We start from the raw sequence: 15,107 nt of genomic DNA, 5'->3' as shown, positions 1-15,107 counted from the left end.
GATGCGCCAAAGCGGGTGGCGGCTTTACGGCGAGGATACCGAAGATCAGGACGTTAAGTGGCTGAAGCCGCTCCGCCGGATCGCGCCACAGTCCCGGTCTTTGAGCTGGGACATACCGTTGTCCCGAAAAGCCATCAGATTGCTTTGCCGCCAGTCAGCCGGGCCGCGCGCTGCATGCGGTTCACCGCCAAAGCTCGCTGAAAATCCACGTCGGTTTGCGCGTGGTGACGGAGATCCTCGAGAAATTGAGAGACGCCATCAAGCGTATCGACGACGACATATCGCAAACCGCCACCAGCATCGATCAGGTCATGGCTGACGCTCACGCCGAAACCACCGGTGACCTTGCGAAACCACGCTGAGCGCCAGCGCTTGAAACCGTCGGGATCCGACTGAAACTCCGCAAGCAGGATCTTTTGCTGGTCAAGCCGCGCGAGGAACGCCTCAACCACGCCCTGCGTGCCGGCCTTCGGCTTCTCAGCCTTCCTTGCAATCCATTTTTCAAGAAACTGAAACGCCGGCCGCGGAGCCGTCGCTTCATCATGATCGATAACCGTCTCGCAATCCAGTGTCGGAAGCGCCGCGCGATCCGCGAGCTGAGACGCGCTTGGCTGCGTTTCCTGCTCCATCGCCAGGGTCTGCTTGAGATCGGCTGCAAGCTCTCCCCAGATCGATCTTGCCGATTCGACTGGCTTTGCTTTTGTTCGACGGGAGGATTTGATTTCGATAACGAAGGGCTTTGTCTGTTTAACCATGATATTTCAGTGTGTGCTCGACGACGGAGCGCAGTTGATGGACAATCAGCATTGATGAGAGGCTTGCATTCTCTAAGAGCAACGACCGTCGCGCGGCGATCGCTTGCGATCATTATGGGCTAAGGCCGTACACCAAACCGATCGATGAAGCAATCTCGTCGCTCCCGTCAAAAATAAACATCAGCGCCTCGGGACCTGATCTACAACAAAAGCAAGACAGGCATGTAGCAAAGGTGAAGAAGATCCACCACCTGAAGCAGCATGCACTTTCCGCCTGCAAGCTGAAACTCGCGTCTGCGCATTGCAGATCCCACATCGTGTCGCTATGTTCTAAGAATGCACACGAACAGCAAAGGAGGTTGCCTATGTCATCGCGGGACGCCTGATCCAGCAATACCAAGACTTCTGCCTTTCCAAAGGCATCAAATTCACACGCATAGACTCCGTACGGCCGCACGATAATACCACGCTCTTCTGCAGCGCTGGGATGCAGCAGTACAAACCCCTCTTCTCCGATCCATCCTTCATTGGAACCGTTGCGAACTCTCAGGCCTGCCTGAGAATGGGCGATCTCGACGAAATCGGGGACGGCACCCATTTCCTCCACTTCACGATGCTAGGGCTTTTCTCGTTTCGAGAACTGACCGTCGGCGACGCCATCGACTTCTGGATCGAGTTTCTCGGGACGCTCGGCCTGGTCCCGGACCATGCCACGATCCATCCGGACCGACTGGAGGATTGGACGCCGCTTTATCGGGATCGCATTCCTATCGTTCCGGATGAAGAATGCACCTGGAGCGACGGCAACGTCAGCGGCTACTGCACCGAGTTCTACAAGGATGGCATCGAGATCGGGAATATCGTCAATCCGCTCGGAACCTGTATCGACGTGGGTTTCGGCGCCGAACGTCTCGACATGATCGTGAACGGCACGCCACCGGCTGATGCACTCGGCACGTTGCGCGACACTGTCACGACGATCGTGGAGAGCGGCTACAAGCCGGGAAACAAGGAGCAGGGATATGTCTTGCGAAAGCTCCTTCGCCGCATCCATGTGATGGGCGGAGCACTGGACCATCCCTATTTCGAACAGGAAGTCGTGCGTCAGGAACGATTGCGCTCCAAATATTTGCGCCTTCGCGAAAAATATCCCGACATGCCACCGGAATGGTGGTTCGACACGCACGGCATCGATGTCGCCGACCTGCAGGCGATGAATGGAACGTAGCGTCGACTGATGATGAAGCGGCGAAGGAGATCGTGCGAGTGGCCACCTTCGCCGCCCTTCCGGAAACACGTGAGGACTTGGAGCGAGCCAATTCATGACAAGTCGGCAAGATCCTGAATTTTCGGAGATCACCAAGCGGCCGCTGGCAGCGATATCGGAAGTTTTCTATTTGTAGCCGTAAAACGATGACCTGCGAGTGGACGGAAGCGTCCCGATCATGATCCGCTGTCTGCCTGCATAGCCTGGAAGGCGGCACCGAAACCGGTCAGGGAGATCGGAAGCTCCGCCATGTTTCCCTGCATCATCCGGATCGAGACTTTTCCCGACTTTTCCTTCATCAAGGCGGCAAGCATCGCGGGTGGGCACAACCCCTCCACTAGGCATCCTTGCGTGGTGCAGCGCGATACCTTCGCCATCGTCGAATATTTGCTGCCGAAGCCAATCTTCACACCACCCTGAATAGCAAAACCAAGCGGAAGAGCCATCTGCATGCCAATCTTCTTGTCCGCGGAACGCGCCATGCTGATGACCATGAACACCTGCCTTTGATCCGGTGACGTCAACCGGTAGACGATCTGGCAGCGCGGCTTCATCGTTTTGTCGCCCGAACATTGCAATATCCACGCATCGAACTTCTGTTCGCTAATCTGCGGACCGGCTGGCGCTGGTGTAGCCGGAGCCGGCGCCGCGGCGCTGGATGGATCGCTCTTGCCGGCATCCGGCGTCACATTTTGAGACCCCGATTGCGGTGTCGCTGAGCTATCATCGGCCCAGAGCGTGGAGGAAACGCCCGCTCCGCAAAGCGAGAAAATCACACAACACAGGAATGTCTTCAAATATAAATTCATTCCATCCTCCCGATTTTGTTTGCAATTTTATAGTACAATTGCAATAATGTCGAATATTGATCAATTTCAAATTGCGTTTAAAGAAGATAAAAATTCGAAGAATTTCAATTCATTTATTCAATGCAGGGACATAGGCGTTTAATATCCTAATAAAACGCAGGGAACGATTCAGATGACATCAAGACTCGTTGTCGGCTACTCCCTGATCGTCATGCTCGCGCTGACCGATGGCGCCATATGCGACGAAAGCTATCTGCAACAGGCTCCCTCCGCGGAAGCAAACCCTGCCTTCGTCGAACAGCTGCCGGAGACATCCGTCATGCCCGTGCCTCGATCTCCGATTAACCGCCGGGTGATGCCGCACAAGCCGAGGCAAGCATCACGAACGCAGGCGAACGTCCGACTGGCAGGCAGCATTTTTCCGAATGTGGGCAATGGCGTGACCGAGCGAGCTGCAGCCGCACCGGCCGATGGCCATTTGCCAACGGTTGGGTCAGGCGCGGTATCACGCTGACTGTATCTTGGCGGCAGGCAATGATCAAAGCACCAGGCGACCGCCCCAGGCGCGCGGCGAGAACAAGACCGCCAATGAGAGCGGCAGCAAGCATGAAACCGAGAGGCCCTCGGCCAGCTGAAACTTCGAGAGCGGCATGTTCGGAGCCGATAATTCGATATCGGCTCAAGATTGCGATTCAGGAGCAGTATCGACATGATGCATCCCAGTAAAATCATTGCTGTTACGGCTATCTTGCTTCTTGCCGGAACGCTTGGCTCAGCCGATGTCCTAGCAAGCGGTCAACCCATTATCCGGCGTTCCGGATTTTCAGAGACCCAAATTCCCCAGGTGAAAGGACGTATTCCGCCGAGGAAGAACGGCAACCTGGAGAAAGGACCTGCCGGCAAGGCTCCGGTCAAACCAAATCCGAATGCCAGCACCCAGAACGGAGCTGCGACCTGCGGACCTGACAACGCACAATCCGAAATCTGCCGGAAAAAATGATTTGGCGCCGGCAACGATCATAAGCTCTTCGGCCTGTCCTTGACCAGGATGGGCTGGGAAGCGGCCTCCACGGCCGGTTGCGCCGCGCTGGCGGCGGGAACGGCGACCGCCGGACCGATCGGTCGGCCGTTGGCATCGAGCTTGTACGTCATGGCTCTTTGATGCTCGTCCAGATATCGCATGAACGCCGCGCCTGCGGCGGCATCCCTGAATTGCCACAGCCCGTTCCTTACGCCCTCGAAAATCAACGAATAGACTGCGAGCTGAATGCCTTCCTGGACGCCCAAGGTCGTGGGCGCGTTTCGTGTAATACCGCCCTCGATCTGGAGCAGCTGGTCGACGCCGACGAAACGGAACGCCGATCCCTGCAACTGCACGGAATAGATCGTCTTGGTCGTGCTGACAGAGGCTAGCACCCGCCCCGTACTGACGCTGACGGCCCGCAAGGATACGGTAACGATGTCCTTTCGGTATTGTGTGTTTCCGCCGATCCCGAGATAATTGGCACCGATACCGCCAGTCGTTTCATTGGAATCATAACCGATGATACCGCCATCCAGCAGCACTCCGGCAAACCGAAGCGGCGGGATGCCGCCAGCCTTCGCGCCGTAAACCGCCGATCTCGTGTTCTGGATGATCTGGCGCTCCTGCAGCAGCGACTGCAGATCCGTGCGCTCGACGACATTGAACCAGTTACCGTTACCAGCCTTGGTCAGCACGTCAGTCAACAACTGCGCGCCGCCCTGCGTCAGAGCGCGGGAATATTCGGCAAAGTTTTCATTGGGTTTGTTCTGTCCCGTCAGATCGGGAAAGGAATAGACCGCCACATCGAGCTTTTGTATGGGTGGCGGCAGACTCTCCAATGCCACACCTGACTTCGTGGCGGGCATAAGCGTCGCTGGAGTGCTCATCGGGTCGAGGCTGCTGCCCGCGGCGGCGCAGCCACCAAGACCCAATCCGCATAGAATGGCTGCGACAGGAAAACCAACATGTGACATGGACGCTCGAATAAATCGCTCCCAACAACACCGAACGAGGACACAATCAATTTGGTTCAAGGATTGGCCGGCACCTGGCCGCTCTGGATCACGATGACCGGAGATGTTCCGGTTGAACCCGTACCTTGATTAACGTTCCCAAGATTACTCAAGGCCTTGTCGAGACCGGATAGATCCGGCGTCTGTTGCTGCCCCGACTTGACGCCGGCGCCCTGCGTCTGCGCCGTCGAAAGAAGGAATGAACCATTCAACGGATTTCCCCCAAATGTCGGATTGGTTGGCTGATAGACCAATTGCCCCGCCATGGCCGGCGCCGCCATCAAGGCTACCAGACCAACTGTAATCATTGCCGCATCTATTCTCATTGCTATTCCCCTCCCCTATTTTCAAAGGCTGCTGCGTCCACTCAACGTTTGATGAGCAAGCCACCACCCGGTAAACGTGCGATCAGCACATTGACAGGTGCCGAACCCGCAGGTTGAAGAACACTTACGTTCAGGCCTGCGCCATTCAGCAATACGACATTCGACTTCAGATTATTGCCGCCCTGCAGGACGTTGATATTGCCGTAGTTCCCTATGATACCGGCAGTCGAGCTGTTACCCGTTCCTGACTGAAGGTGATACACGCTGTTGCGCGTTCCTATTTCCAGCGTCCTTGCCAAGTTATTGCCTCGCGGCACTAGGATCGCTTCCGGCGTAGCGGCCATACCTGCGGCAAGGTGGGATGACGAAGAATGATATTGCTGCTGCTGTTGAGGCGGCAGATTTCCGAGTTGCACCGTCGTCGTGACATTTACCGGGATCTGGGCGACATAGGCCGTCTCGGCTCGACATTCCGTTGCAATCTGGCAGAACGAGGCAACCAAGACGAGAGCAGCGCCGAGCACGGATTTCGTATCGTTCAGGCGTTTCATTCTGGCAATCTGCATTGTGATATACCTCGATCGGTTTCGATCAATAGTCTTGCACTCAGTTCTACCCCGTTTCCTGCATCGACAATTGTCGTGGCAAGAAGGTTCTCTGCTCCTGGCTTTAATGCGAAGCTACCTTGCTGAATGCTCTGGCTTGAACCTGCTGCGCTATGTTTGAAAAGAACCAGCCTGTATGTTCCGGATACTGTTACTACAGACTTTGCAATCGCCCGCACCATAAGAAACTCATCCTTCCTGTCTGCCTTGATCAGGCACTCAAACTCAGCCTGAGACGATGCAGGAGCGGCGTACGCGAACAACAAGGCCGCGGACAAGAAGGATTTCAGAAGCAAGATGGATGTTGATCGCCCGACATTGTTTCCGGCATACATGGCTGGTTCAGCCGCATTAAAGGAGGAGGCGGACATTTGCTTTCGCCTCCTCCATCGGCAAACTCAGTGCTGGACCGTAACGGCCGTGTTGCGATAGCCGAACTGCGCCGTAACCGACGTGTTCGTCAGGCCGCTCGAGCTGGTCTGAGAGGTAACGGCATAGTTTCCCGAACCGATCTGGATGGTTCCCTGAAGGTTCGAACCGCTGACGGGGAACACTGTCTGCAGCCCCGATTGCGAAGCGATCGCGGTATTGCGATAGCCGGCCTGCACGATCATCGAATTGTTGGAGCCGAGCGGATTGGCGATCTGGGATGTCAGAGCGGTGTTGCCCACACCGAACTGCGCCGTGGTCGCCTTGTTCGTGCCGAAGAACGACGACTGGCCGGTCATGGCGAAATTATGCGCGCCCGCCTGCAACGTGTCTTGCGAGTTGTTGCCGCCCGCCTGATCGGCGAAGGATATATTGCCCCAACCGAACTGGGTCGTCGACGACGAATTGCCGTTGAAGCCGATGACACCGAACTGAGAGGTGACGGCAAAGTTGCCGGCGCCGACCTGCAGCGTTGTCTGGTCGTTGCCGCCGCCGTCCTGGCCGACGATGGCGCCATTACCCCAGCCGAACTGCATGGTACTGGAGTCGTTTCCGCCATGCTTGCCGTCGGTCTGGGTTGTCGAGGCGAAGTTCAGGCCACCGACCTGCAGCGTGTCTTGGGAGTTATCTCCCTTGGACTGGTCCGCGAAGGCGGAATTGCCAAAGCCGAACTGGGCGATCGTCGAGCTGTTATCCGCGCCGTCCCGCTGCAGGGTCGAGGCGAAGTTCATGACGCCGGCCTGGAACGTGCTCTGATCGTTCGTCTTGCCTTTCTGGTCGGCGAAGGCGACGTTGCCGTCACCGAATTGCAGGATGGCTGATGTGTTGGATTTGGCCTTGTCCTGATTGGTGACGGCGAAGTTGCCGACGCCATTCTGGAATGTCAGAGCATCATTATTGCCAGTGTTCTGACTGACGAAAGCACCGTTGAATGCACCCACCTGGCCGATAAACGATTCGTTTTCGGCTGGCGGCGACGGGGGCCCGGCAAATGTCAAAGACGTGCTTGCCAGCAAGACGGCGAGAGCTCCAATCGTCCTCATGTGATCCTCCCTGTTCTCCATGACGGGGCAAGCGACCATTCGCCGCCCTCGAGCTTTTTAATAGGCCGCGGAAGGAGAGCCGAACAAGAGAACCGTTCGGACTAAGACAGCAACGCAGATCTATGTGAAATAGAAAGCGCCTACTTCGAAATGAGTAACGGATTAGATGTGTATCGCTATGACGTATGAGCTATACTCTTCTTTGATTAGGCATTCTAACCCATATGAAAGCTAGATAAATACAATCCAGGTGTGCAGCAATTCATGCTACCCATAGATAGCTTCGATGAAAGGCTTGCCACATGATAATGGATTAGTTGACAGCTATGGCTACGTTTGACAGTCTCGTGGCATCCGAAGCAATCGTTAAAGTTGAGATCCAGCTTGGTCGAAAGCAGTCACCCAAGCGACTGCTTTTCGCGACACCAAGCTTCGTGAACTGGTTGAGCGAGCGCGTAAGCAAGGACGAACCATCGTCGCTCGGTGCGGTCCTCAGGCCTGTCGAGCAGCTGGATTTTCTTTTCTATACATTCGTTTCAGGGAAACCGCTCATTCATTGCCGACAATTCCGGGCAATCCGGGTCGAACGAAATGCGGTTTGGGAATTGAAGACTGTCGATTTCCGCATATTCGGCTGGTTCGCCATGCGAGACTGTTTTGTCGCTGTCTTTGGAGACTGGGCCGATCATGTGAAGGATCACGATCTTTACCGCGGCTATCGGCTGGAGGTGCGCCGATTGCGCCGCACGCTTGGTGTGGGTGATGCGTTGTGCGTAGAGGGAGTAAATCCGGAAGATGTCATTTCGGTTTGAGATAGGGGCGCGGGCGCGGGCGGCCAGCCGTTTCATCGCAGATGTTCGCAGCGACCTGGCCGCCGCCGTCCTCGAAAGGCGATCGCAGAAAGGGTTTACTCAGCAGCGACTTGCGGAGTTGGTCGGCGTCAGCCGAAGGGATCTGAACCGTTATCTCTGCGGGCAAACAGAGCTTCCGCTTCGTTCGATCGCGGATCTCGCCTGGGCGCTCGACAAAGAGATCCACATTGAGCTGTGCGATCCCAAGGGGTCTACGGCAGACGTTAGTGGCCTCTCCGAACCGGAGACCCGGGCAGCTATCTATCCGGTTCGGTCCGGCGGGGCCGTTTCCTGGAGCTCATCAAGGGCCATCCGCACGATAATTGCTCGCAGCAACAACGATCGGGACGATTGAAACACATGCGCTATGGATATTGCATATTTTGCGACGACGTTCGCACGGAAATCGGCGAAAAGCTCAGCTTCATCGGCGTCTATAGCGGCGTCCTGATGCTGCCGGAATTTCCTTTTTCACTGCCGAAGTTCTGCGTGCATGTGAATCTGATCACCTTGGCGACGGAACCCTACCGATCGATCGTTTTGCGTTGCACCGCGCCCGGCGACCGTCAGCCGCTTCTTGAAGAGCGATTGGACGCCGCCCAGCTGAGCGAGCAGAAGGATGTCGTGGAGAACGCGGAGGCGAGTGATATCCCGATCAATGTCGTCGTGGGCGCCAGCCTTGTCTTTTCACCGCTGAGATTGCGTCAGCCAGGCCTTCTGACCGTCAGTGCGATCATCGACGACAAGCCCGCGGAAATCGCGTCCCTGCGTGTGGTGCAACACTGAGCTGACCCGCGCGAGCTTCGGCCACCAAACAGCATCGACATTTGTCGGATTGGTTTTTGAGATGCCGTCGTCGATGCGTGTGGAAGCTGCGCTCATCGTACAAAAGCAGCAAACTCAAACTTTGGCGGAAATGCCTGTTGGTCGGCCCCTTAGAACAGGCCCGGCAGCTCAAATACGCGGGAATCCCCAACTTGCTATATCAACTTTTGGCGGCGATCAGCCGCCGGCGCTTTTCCATCGAGCGACGGCAGCTTCAAGAGCCGAGGCTTTGCGAACCTGCCCTGCAGGTCACTTGTTGCGCCGGCGCCGGGGGCCGATGTCTTCTAGCTGGAGCGACACGGCGCTTCCCGGCATTATTTTATATGATAGGTGGTCGCGGCCGACTTATTATCGAACGAGTTCCCGAATCTTGTAGGCAACTTCCGTTCGGTTCGTCGCGTTCAGTTTCTTCATGATATTGCGAATGTGCACTTTGACCGTGCTCTCGCAAAGATCCATCTCGTAGGCGATGATCTTGTTTGCCTTGCCTCGTCTCAAAGCCTCCGCGACGACGACTTCGCGTGGCGTAAACAAGCTGTCGAGGCAGCAGTTGCGGCTGGCCACGGGTGCGATCGCCTCCTTGGCAGCCAGCAGGCTGCTTGCCGGCACGAAGACACCACCTGCCCGCGCGAGAGCCACTGCTTCGGCGGCGACCTTGATTCCGACGCTGGTCGGGATGTAGCCGCGGGCGCCGCACTCCAGCGCATGCAGCAACTGTGCAAGCTCATCGCCATCAGCGCCGACGATCACAGGGCTCGTCTGGAATCTTTCCACCAGAGCGCAGATCTTGGCACTGACATCCGCGTCGGAAACCTTACGGCCGCCGATCATGAAGAGAACCGCGGACGGTAATACTTGCATATTGCGCATCTGCCATTCGTCGAGCGAACCCACGGTAACGATATGCATGGCGCTATCGCATTCGGTCAGACTTTTCGACAGGCACTCGCGATCGAGAGCGCGAGAATCTATGAGAAGAATATAGTCTTCCCATTCATCGATCCCGGGCGTGCCGGATGCGATGAATGGCCTCAACGTGTCGGATGTCCGAACTGAAATGATGCGTGCGCCCGTGTCTGACGTGAATTTTTCACTTGTGAGCGATTGTCCAATCATGGCCGTTACCCCCAACTTTTAAAATGGCCTTTGTATTTCTTGCAACCTTTAGAGTATTTACTCGATTTAAAGAGAATAACATCCGTTTAAGCCGAGGATCTTCTTGAGTTCCCATATTTTTCCCCTCTTTTTAGGTTTATGTTACCGTAGTAATTGCTTATTTTGTTTTTCCGCGCATTAACATATGTTAATAATGAATTTAAATATTGCATAAAATAATTCTTTCTTGCTCCATTAGTAATGGAGACAAAGTATTGCTCAAACCATAGTTGTATCGAAACAGGACTCGTCGAAGTCGACGAGATCGGCTAGACGCGGCCGATCGAGAAAGGCGACAATGCCGTTGCGGAAGGACAGCAGGCCGGCTTCACGCATGTCCCTGAGGACGCGGTTGATGTGCACCGTCGACAAGCCAACCGCGTCGCCAATATCCGCCTGGGTCAAAGGACAATCGAAGTATTCTGCGTTTGCATAGTCCCGCGAAGTACCGATGCGTGCCCCGAGCTCCAGCAGCAGGTAGCCGGTTTTCTCCAGAGCGTCGCGGCGTCCTATATTGGCGAGCCTCTCAGACATGCGCGCCTGATGTCGCACCAGTTCAGCAATGACGATACGATAGAAAAACGTTGGCGCCTCGATCTTCGGCAGAGAGGTGAAGTCAGGGAAGACCATCACCGTGACATTGGTGATCGCCCGCACGGTCTCGCGCGAAAGCGCCGTCAGGGATGTCGAAATCATATCGCCGCGCAACACGAATTCCGTCATGAAGCGCGTGCCGTTCGGAAGCATCTTGCTGCGCGAGGCCCACCCATCGAGCACAAAGAGAAGGCGTGGCGTATCGTGGTCGTAGTCGCAGATCACACTACCTGCAACAAAGGTCCGCGCTACACCACCGAGGCTGCGAATATGCTCAATTGAAAGCTGCGCTGCCATGCCGTCATCCCCTCGGACGAAAAGCATATTTCGAACGCTCCATGGGCCTTTCGAAAATATATTTTTCGTGAGTTCCAAGTATTTAATACCATAGAAAATCCACGATGTCTTTATTGCAAATCGATATCCGTTGTTCCTCGAATTTTTACCGCCATAGCGGGACAAAATTCGATGTCTTTATGTATACCTTTTAGTATTTCCGTCCGCGTCACAAATTCTATACTAACGACCTCTTGTATCGTTTTGCGTGCACCTATATCCGCGACATAACGCATTGGTCGCGCTCGACCAGATGTCGCCGCATGTTGGAGATTCCGGCGCGGGCTTCCGAAATCGTGTCGCGATGGCGGCGCGCCTCTATGCCTTCCTGCTGTGCTGCCTTCAGGAGCAGGGCGACGTGCTTCGGCGGTGGCGATACTCCCTTTATGAAGTAGCTTTCGCGCCCGACCGAGTTGAAGAAACCTTCGACCTTCTTGTCCCAAGCCAAGCCGACATGCGGAATTCCGAGCGCATAGGCGGCAATGCATGCGTGCAATCTGTGAGCCAGAACCACATCCAGCGACTGGATGATCTGGATGAGATCGATCGGAAGCCGCGGGCGTCTGCAAACATCCAGGGTGCCGGACGTGGCGATACGCTGCCTGGCGAGCGAAGCGCCGATGCGCTCCGCAAAAGCTTGATCCTCTTTGGCTCCATTGCAAAACAAGACCACCTGCTGGCCGTCATCCAGGAGAAGCTCGATCAGATCGCGATAGGCTTCAACATCGGCGAAGGGGATACCATCGGTCTGAACGGCACCATGCCGATGCAGGACGATGGGATCCGTCACGCATAGACCTATGGTCAAAGGGCCTTTGGACGGAGCACGTACGCCTTCATGCCCCGGCGAGGCCTGGATCAGCAGTCCGGGATCACGCACGATCTTCGCACCGGGTCCATCGGGAAAATGCTCGCGCCAGTTATCCTGCGCGAAGCCGTCGCGTACCGAAAGATGAACAAGGCGCGCCTGCTTCAATCGCGCGAAGAGATGATATGCTGGCTCCGACCAATGGGCGCCCACCCCAACCGCATAGATCGCCAGCGGCCGATCGTACCGCACGACACAATCGAGCACAGCACCGATCTTCAGCGGGAAATTGAGATCATCGTCCTGAAACAGGTTCCCGCCGCCGATCACGACGGCATCGGCAACCGCAACCTTCTCTTCCCACTGTCCGCGAAGCGCGCGCAGCCTGCGCTCCAGTACGACGCGAACGAGCCGCCGACGGGCGCCCGCGGGCAGTCGATGGAGCAATTCCAGCGCAAGCCGCCTGCGGCCGCCATGGCCTGTCGCGAAGGCCTGTCGCCCGGCAAGGTCGATCGTCTCCACTTCGATCTCATCCCTGCCGCTCGCCAAGGCGGATTCGACGCATTCCGCAAGCAGCCCGTCCCCGAGGTTTTCGCTGTATTTGACGTTGAAGACGACAACCTTCATTGCATCTCCCCGATGGTGCGCAGCCGCGGAGTGTATTCGCCCCCGATCTGCCGTGCTTCGGCACTCAGCGCGGAAATGCTGCCAGCGAGGATATAGAACATCAGTCCGAGGTCATAAACAGTGCCGGACGTGGCCGCTGAAATGAGAACCGTGATGATCCCGGCCTTAGCAGCGCGCAGAACCGCGGTGGTTTCCCGCGATGATGAATGCGATCCGCGCATGTCGGCCAAGAGCAGCCGAGCGACGAACATCGCAAAGAGTAGCGTTCCGAAGACGCCGATATTGGACAGCAGCACCAGACCGAAGCTCGATGCCCGGGCACTCCCAAGGCCGGCGCCAAAACCACTCGTGTCCAGAAAGGCCCGGTAAGCCATGGCGTTCCACATGAAGCGCTCCCGCCCCGACTGGCTATCGGCCTTCGAAAAGAGCATCTCGTCCAGAAAATCTTGCAGATTATGCGCGAGATCCGGCATGACGATGAGAACGAAGAAGATGACGAGCGGCATGCTCGCCAGAATGGACACGATCAGAACGGGCCGGCCGGCGCCAGGCTCGCGACGGGAGGCCAGAAACGACTGGAGGCTGAGGATCGGCAGGATGGCGGCGAGCCCGACAAGTGCGGTCGCCGACGTCGACAGGATCAGCGCGACCAGCAGCAGACCTGAAAAAGTGCCGGTGACCTTCGAGCGGATGCCCCCAAGCCAGAGGCTGGTGACGATGGCAAAGAGCACGAGCGTGAAATCGGCGAAGGCCGAGGCTTCGGGAAAAGTGCCTGAAATGCGCTTCAGGCCGCCCTTTTCGGCATTGGTCAGGAGCGCGTAATTGGCTGTCCGCACGAAACTCAGCAGAAAGTCTGTATGTGTGAAATGGGTCACTATGTCGGCGAGCGCGAAGCCGAGATTGACACCGATAACGACCAGCACGCCGTTGATAAAGGCCGAAGGGGTGCCCTGGCGACGAAAGAAGGCAAAGGTCGTTATGAAGCAGATGAGGCCACCCACCGCGTAGACCGATTGAGTGATATTGTTCGAAGAGAAACGCAGCGGCACCAATGCAATCAGGTTACGTGCCCCAATCGATCGTTCGACCGTCATCGTCTGCGTCATGCCTTGGAACATGCGCGGGAAGAAAATCGCAGAGAAGATTCCGAAGGCCGTCAGAAGCAGCAGAAAGAAACCAGGGCGCCAGGGAGCCAGGGCGCCGAGGAACGGCCCCTCCCCGTAGGCGGCAAACAACCGTGCGGCGAAGAATACCAAAAACAGGCTCGGAACGAGTACCGATGCACCGCCAAGACCGGGTATGCTGAAGGCCGCCGCCGCACCGAATACCGTCGACAAAACCATGATGATGAATGACCATCGCACAGGCGCGGTCAGCGCAACAACTCCTACAATCAGTGTTACGAGCCCCATGGCATTCATGTCTGGCAATCCGGTTGTTCTGCCTCAATGTCGCCGCAAACTACCACGGCGTCATGCAGCTGTATTTCCGCCGCGCCTAAGCCTTTTGGTGGACGTTATGGCCGAAATACGTTCTATACCGCGGAAATTGCACCGTTCATGCTTGCATTCATGGATCAGTTCTCGCGGATATCTAATGTTCGATGCAGGAGCAACCGCCGCGTATTTCTTCGCGCGTCTATTGCGGCTGCGTTAGTTTCGATCATGGATGTAGGAATTGTTCGCGCCGGTGATACGGGCGATACGCTTGATGTCAGCAGCATGACACTTACCTTCGAGGATGCTTTCAACGATCTCAGCATCTCCGCCTGGGGTCCTGGTACCCGCTGGATTTCCCACACACCATGGAATGGCGACTTTGGCGGCGCTCGCTTCTCGGATCCGAGTGGCGACTTCCCCTTCGCAATCCAGGACGGTATGTTGCGCATTACCGCTGCACGCGACAGCAAAGGTCTATGGCGCTCCGGCTTGATTGCCTCTGTCGATGAGCATGGAAATGGCTTTTCTCAGCAATATGGCTACTTCGAGATGCGGGCGCGATTGCCGGATGGCCCCGGTGTCTGGCCGGCCTTCTGGCTTATCGGCAAGGATCGGTCAAAGGCTACCGCCGAGATAGATGTCATCGAATATTACGGCGATAAGCCCGGCGCCTACTCTTCAACGGTGCATGTTTGGCATCGGGATGGGCGGCACGATTCGGCCTTTTCCCGCATCAAGGTGTTCGCCACCGCAAATCCCGCTGATTTGCACACCTATGGCGTGAAGATCGATTCCGATTTCATACGCATGTATTTCGACGGTAATCTCGTCTGGAAAACCAAAATTCCGCCAGAACATCGCCAGCCGCTGTATATGCTCATCGACCTCGGTATCGTCGAAGGCATATCCAAAATGGCTGCGGCCGACCCATCCTTCATGTTTGTCGATTACGTCAGAGCCTATCAGTTCAAATAGCCTCTGCATCGTCCCCCCTCTCCGGCAATTCTTCCTGAACCAGGGCGACCACGTGACCTTCCGATGGGCAGGATTGATGCCACGCATAATGCTTTCGGCCGGGTTGCGGCTGCCATGGCGGACCTCTCCGACAAAATGGCTACGCGCCCTTAGGACTTACGACTTTCGGTGGTGCGGACAATCATCCCAATGACCAGCTGGTGCTTTTGCTCCAGCGTGAAATTCT

General features: G+C 56.3%; 18 protein-coding genes. 7 read left to right on the top strand and 11 right to left on the bottom strand.

Features of this window, described 5'->3' with window-relative positions; all coding sequences use genetic code 11:
- Positions 1-134: 134 nt before the first annotated feature.
- The gene (locus tag GDN47_RS18625; RefSeq protein WP_145321365.1) at positions 135-755 is read right to left on the bottom strand and encodes a hypothetical protein; all 621 of its coding nucleotides are present in this window, start codon (positions 753-755) and stop codon (positions 135-137) included.
- Between the two features lie 382 nt (positions 756-1,137).
- Between GDN47_RS18625 and GDN47_RS18620 the strand changes: the two genes are divergently transcribed.
- Positions 1,138-1,983, top strand: coding sequence for an alanine--tRNA ligase-related protein (locus GDN47_RS18620; RefSeq protein WP_173002536.1), 846 nt, complete (start codon positions 1,138-1,140; stop codon positions 1,981-1,983).
- 215 nt (positions 1,984-2,198) lie between these two features.
- Here the strand turns inward: GDN47_RS18620 and GDN47_RS32595 are convergent, their stop codons facing one another.
- Positions 2,199-2,831 (bottom strand): invasion associated locus B family protein, encoded by a 633-nt coding sequence (locus GDN47_RS32595; protein WP_113331199.1) that lies wholly within the window; start codon positions 2,829-2,831, stop codon positions 2,199-2,201.
- 172 nt (positions 2,832-3,003) lie between these two features.
- On the opposite strand from GDN47_RS32595, the gene GDN47_RS18610 reads away from it, so the two are divergent.
- Together GDN47_RS18610 and GDN47_RS18605 are read left to right on the top strand one after the other, a co-directional pair.
- Positions 3,004-3,345, top strand: coding sequence for a hypothetical protein (locus tag GDN47_RS18610; protein ID WP_145321361.1), 342 nt, complete (start codon positions 3,004-3,006; stop codon positions 3,343-3,345).
- A 195-nt stretch (positions 3,346-3,540) separates the two neighbouring features.
- On the top strand, positions 3,541-3,831 hold the full coding sequence (locus GDN47_RS18605; RefSeq protein ID WP_145634339.1) for a hypothetical protein: 291 nt from the start codon (positions 3,541-3,543) through the stop codon (positions 3,829-3,831).
- Between the two features lie 17 nt (positions 3,832-3,848).
- Here the strand turns inward: GDN47_RS18605 and GDN47_RS18600 are convergent, their stop codons facing one another.
- The 5 genes from GDN47_RS18600 to GDN47_RS18580 are packed head-to-tail and all read right to left on the bottom strand — an operon-like array spanning position 3,849 to position 7,271.
- The gene (locus GDN47_RS18600; RefSeq protein ID WP_113353314.1) at positions 3,849-4,829 is read right to left on the bottom strand and encodes a CsgG/HfaB family protein; all 981 of its coding nucleotides are present in this window, start codon (positions 4,827-4,829) and stop codon (positions 3,849-3,851) included.
- A 56-nt stretch (positions 4,830-4,885) separates the two neighbouring features.
- The gene (locus tag GDN47_RS18595) at positions 4,886-5,194 is read right to left on the bottom strand and encodes a curli assembly protein CsgF (RefSeq protein WP_113353315.1); all 309 of its coding nucleotides are present in this window, start codon (positions 5,192-5,194) and stop codon (positions 4,886-4,888) included.
- A gap of 41 nt (positions 5,195-5,235) precedes the next feature.
- Complete coding sequence (locus tag GDN47_RS18590; RefSeq protein ID WP_113331203.1) at positions 5,236-5,745, bottom strand: hypothetical protein; 510 nt, start codon at positions 5,743-5,745, stop codon at positions 5,236-5,238.
- Positions 5,742-6,170 (bottom strand): curli-like amyloid fiber formation chaperone CsgH, encoded by a 429-nt coding sequence (gene csgH, locus GDN47_RS18585; protein ID WP_113353316.1) that lies wholly within the window; start codon positions 6,168-6,170, stop codon positions 5,742-5,744. Before csgH ends, GDN47_RS18590 begins: the two co-directional genes overlap by 4 nt.
- Before the next feature lie 27 nt (positions 6,171-6,197).
- The gene (locus GDN47_RS18580) at positions 6,198-7,271 is read right to left on the bottom strand and encodes a hypothetical protein (protein WP_113353317.1); all 1,074 of its coding nucleotides are present in this window, start codon (positions 7,269-7,271) and stop codon (positions 6,198-6,200) included.
- 347 nt (positions 7,272-7,618) lie between these two features.
- Between GDN47_RS18580 and GDN47_RS32745 the strand changes: the two genes are divergently transcribed.
- From GDN47_RS32745 to GDN47_RS18565, 3 genes are read left to right on the top strand one after another with little or no spacing between them, the layout of a single operon-like run.
- The gene (locus GDN47_RS32745) at positions 7,619-8,083 is read left to right on the top strand and encodes a hypothetical protein (RefSeq protein WP_173002521.1); all 465 of its coding nucleotides are present in this window, start codon (positions 7,619-7,621) and stop codon (positions 8,081-8,083) included.
- Positions 8,067-8,477, top strand: a complete 411-nt coding sequence (locus tag GDN47_RS32740) for a helix-turn-helix domain-containing protein (RefSeq protein WP_113331207.1) — start codon at positions 8,067-8,069, stop codon at positions 8,475-8,477. The genes GDN47_RS32745 and GDN47_RS32740 overlap by 17 nt, the downstream gene beginning before the upstream one ends.
- Before the next feature lie 5 nt (positions 8,478-8,482).
- Positions 8,483-8,908, top strand: coding sequence for a DUF6941 family protein (locus GDN47_RS18565; RefSeq protein WP_113331208.1), 426 nt, complete (start codon positions 8,483-8,485; stop codon positions 8,906-8,908).
- Between the two features lie 387 nt (positions 8,909-9,295).
- On the opposite strand, the gene GDN47_RS18560 is transcribed toward GDN47_RS18565, so the two are convergent.
- From GDN47_RS18560 to GDN47_RS18545, 4 genes are all read right to left on the bottom strand, one after another.
- A complete protein-coding gene (locus GDN47_RS18560) occupies positions 9,296-10,063 on the bottom strand; it encodes a response regulator transcription factor (RefSeq protein ID WP_069615132.1) in 768 nt (255 codons plus the stop codon).
- Between the two features lie 258 nt (positions 10,064-10,321).
- Positions 10,322-11,158, bottom strand: coding sequence for a Crp/Fnr family transcriptional regulator (locus GDN47_RS18555; protein WP_152093969.1), 837 nt, complete (start codon positions 11,156-11,158; stop codon positions 10,322-10,324).
- Positions 11,159-11,246: 88 nt separating this feature from the next.
- On the bottom strand, positions 11,247-12,467 hold the full coding sequence (locus GDN47_RS18550; protein WP_113353319.1) for a polysaccharide pyruvyl transferase family protein: 1,221 nt from the start codon (positions 12,465-12,467) through the stop codon (positions 11,247-11,249).
- Positions 12,464-13,888: a hypothetical protein gene (locus GDN47_RS18545; protein WP_210252924.1), complete on the bottom strand. Its 1,425-nt coding sequence runs from the start codon at positions 13,886-13,888 to the stop codon at positions 12,464-12,466. Before GDN47_RS18545 ends, GDN47_RS18550 begins: the two co-directional genes overlap by 4 nt.
- Positions 13,889-13,915: 27 nt before the next feature.
- Here GDN47_RS18545 and GDN47_RS18540 point away from each other — a divergent pair, with 27 nt between their 5' ends.
- Positions 13,916-14,881, top strand: coding sequence for a glycoside hydrolase family 16 protein (locus GDN47_RS18540; RefSeq protein WP_233788498.1), 966 nt, complete (start codon positions 13,916-13,918; stop codon positions 14,879-14,881).
- The last annotated feature ends 226 nt before the right edge of the window (positions 14,882-15,107 follow it).

Source organism: Martinezella dioscoreae, assembly GCF_009176305.1.
Taxonomy (GTDB): Bacteria; Pseudomonadota; Alphaproteobacteria; order Rhizobiales; family Rhizobiaceae; genus Rhizobium; species Rhizobium dioscoreae.
This window is presented reverse-complemented; position numbering and strand designations above follow the sequence as displayed.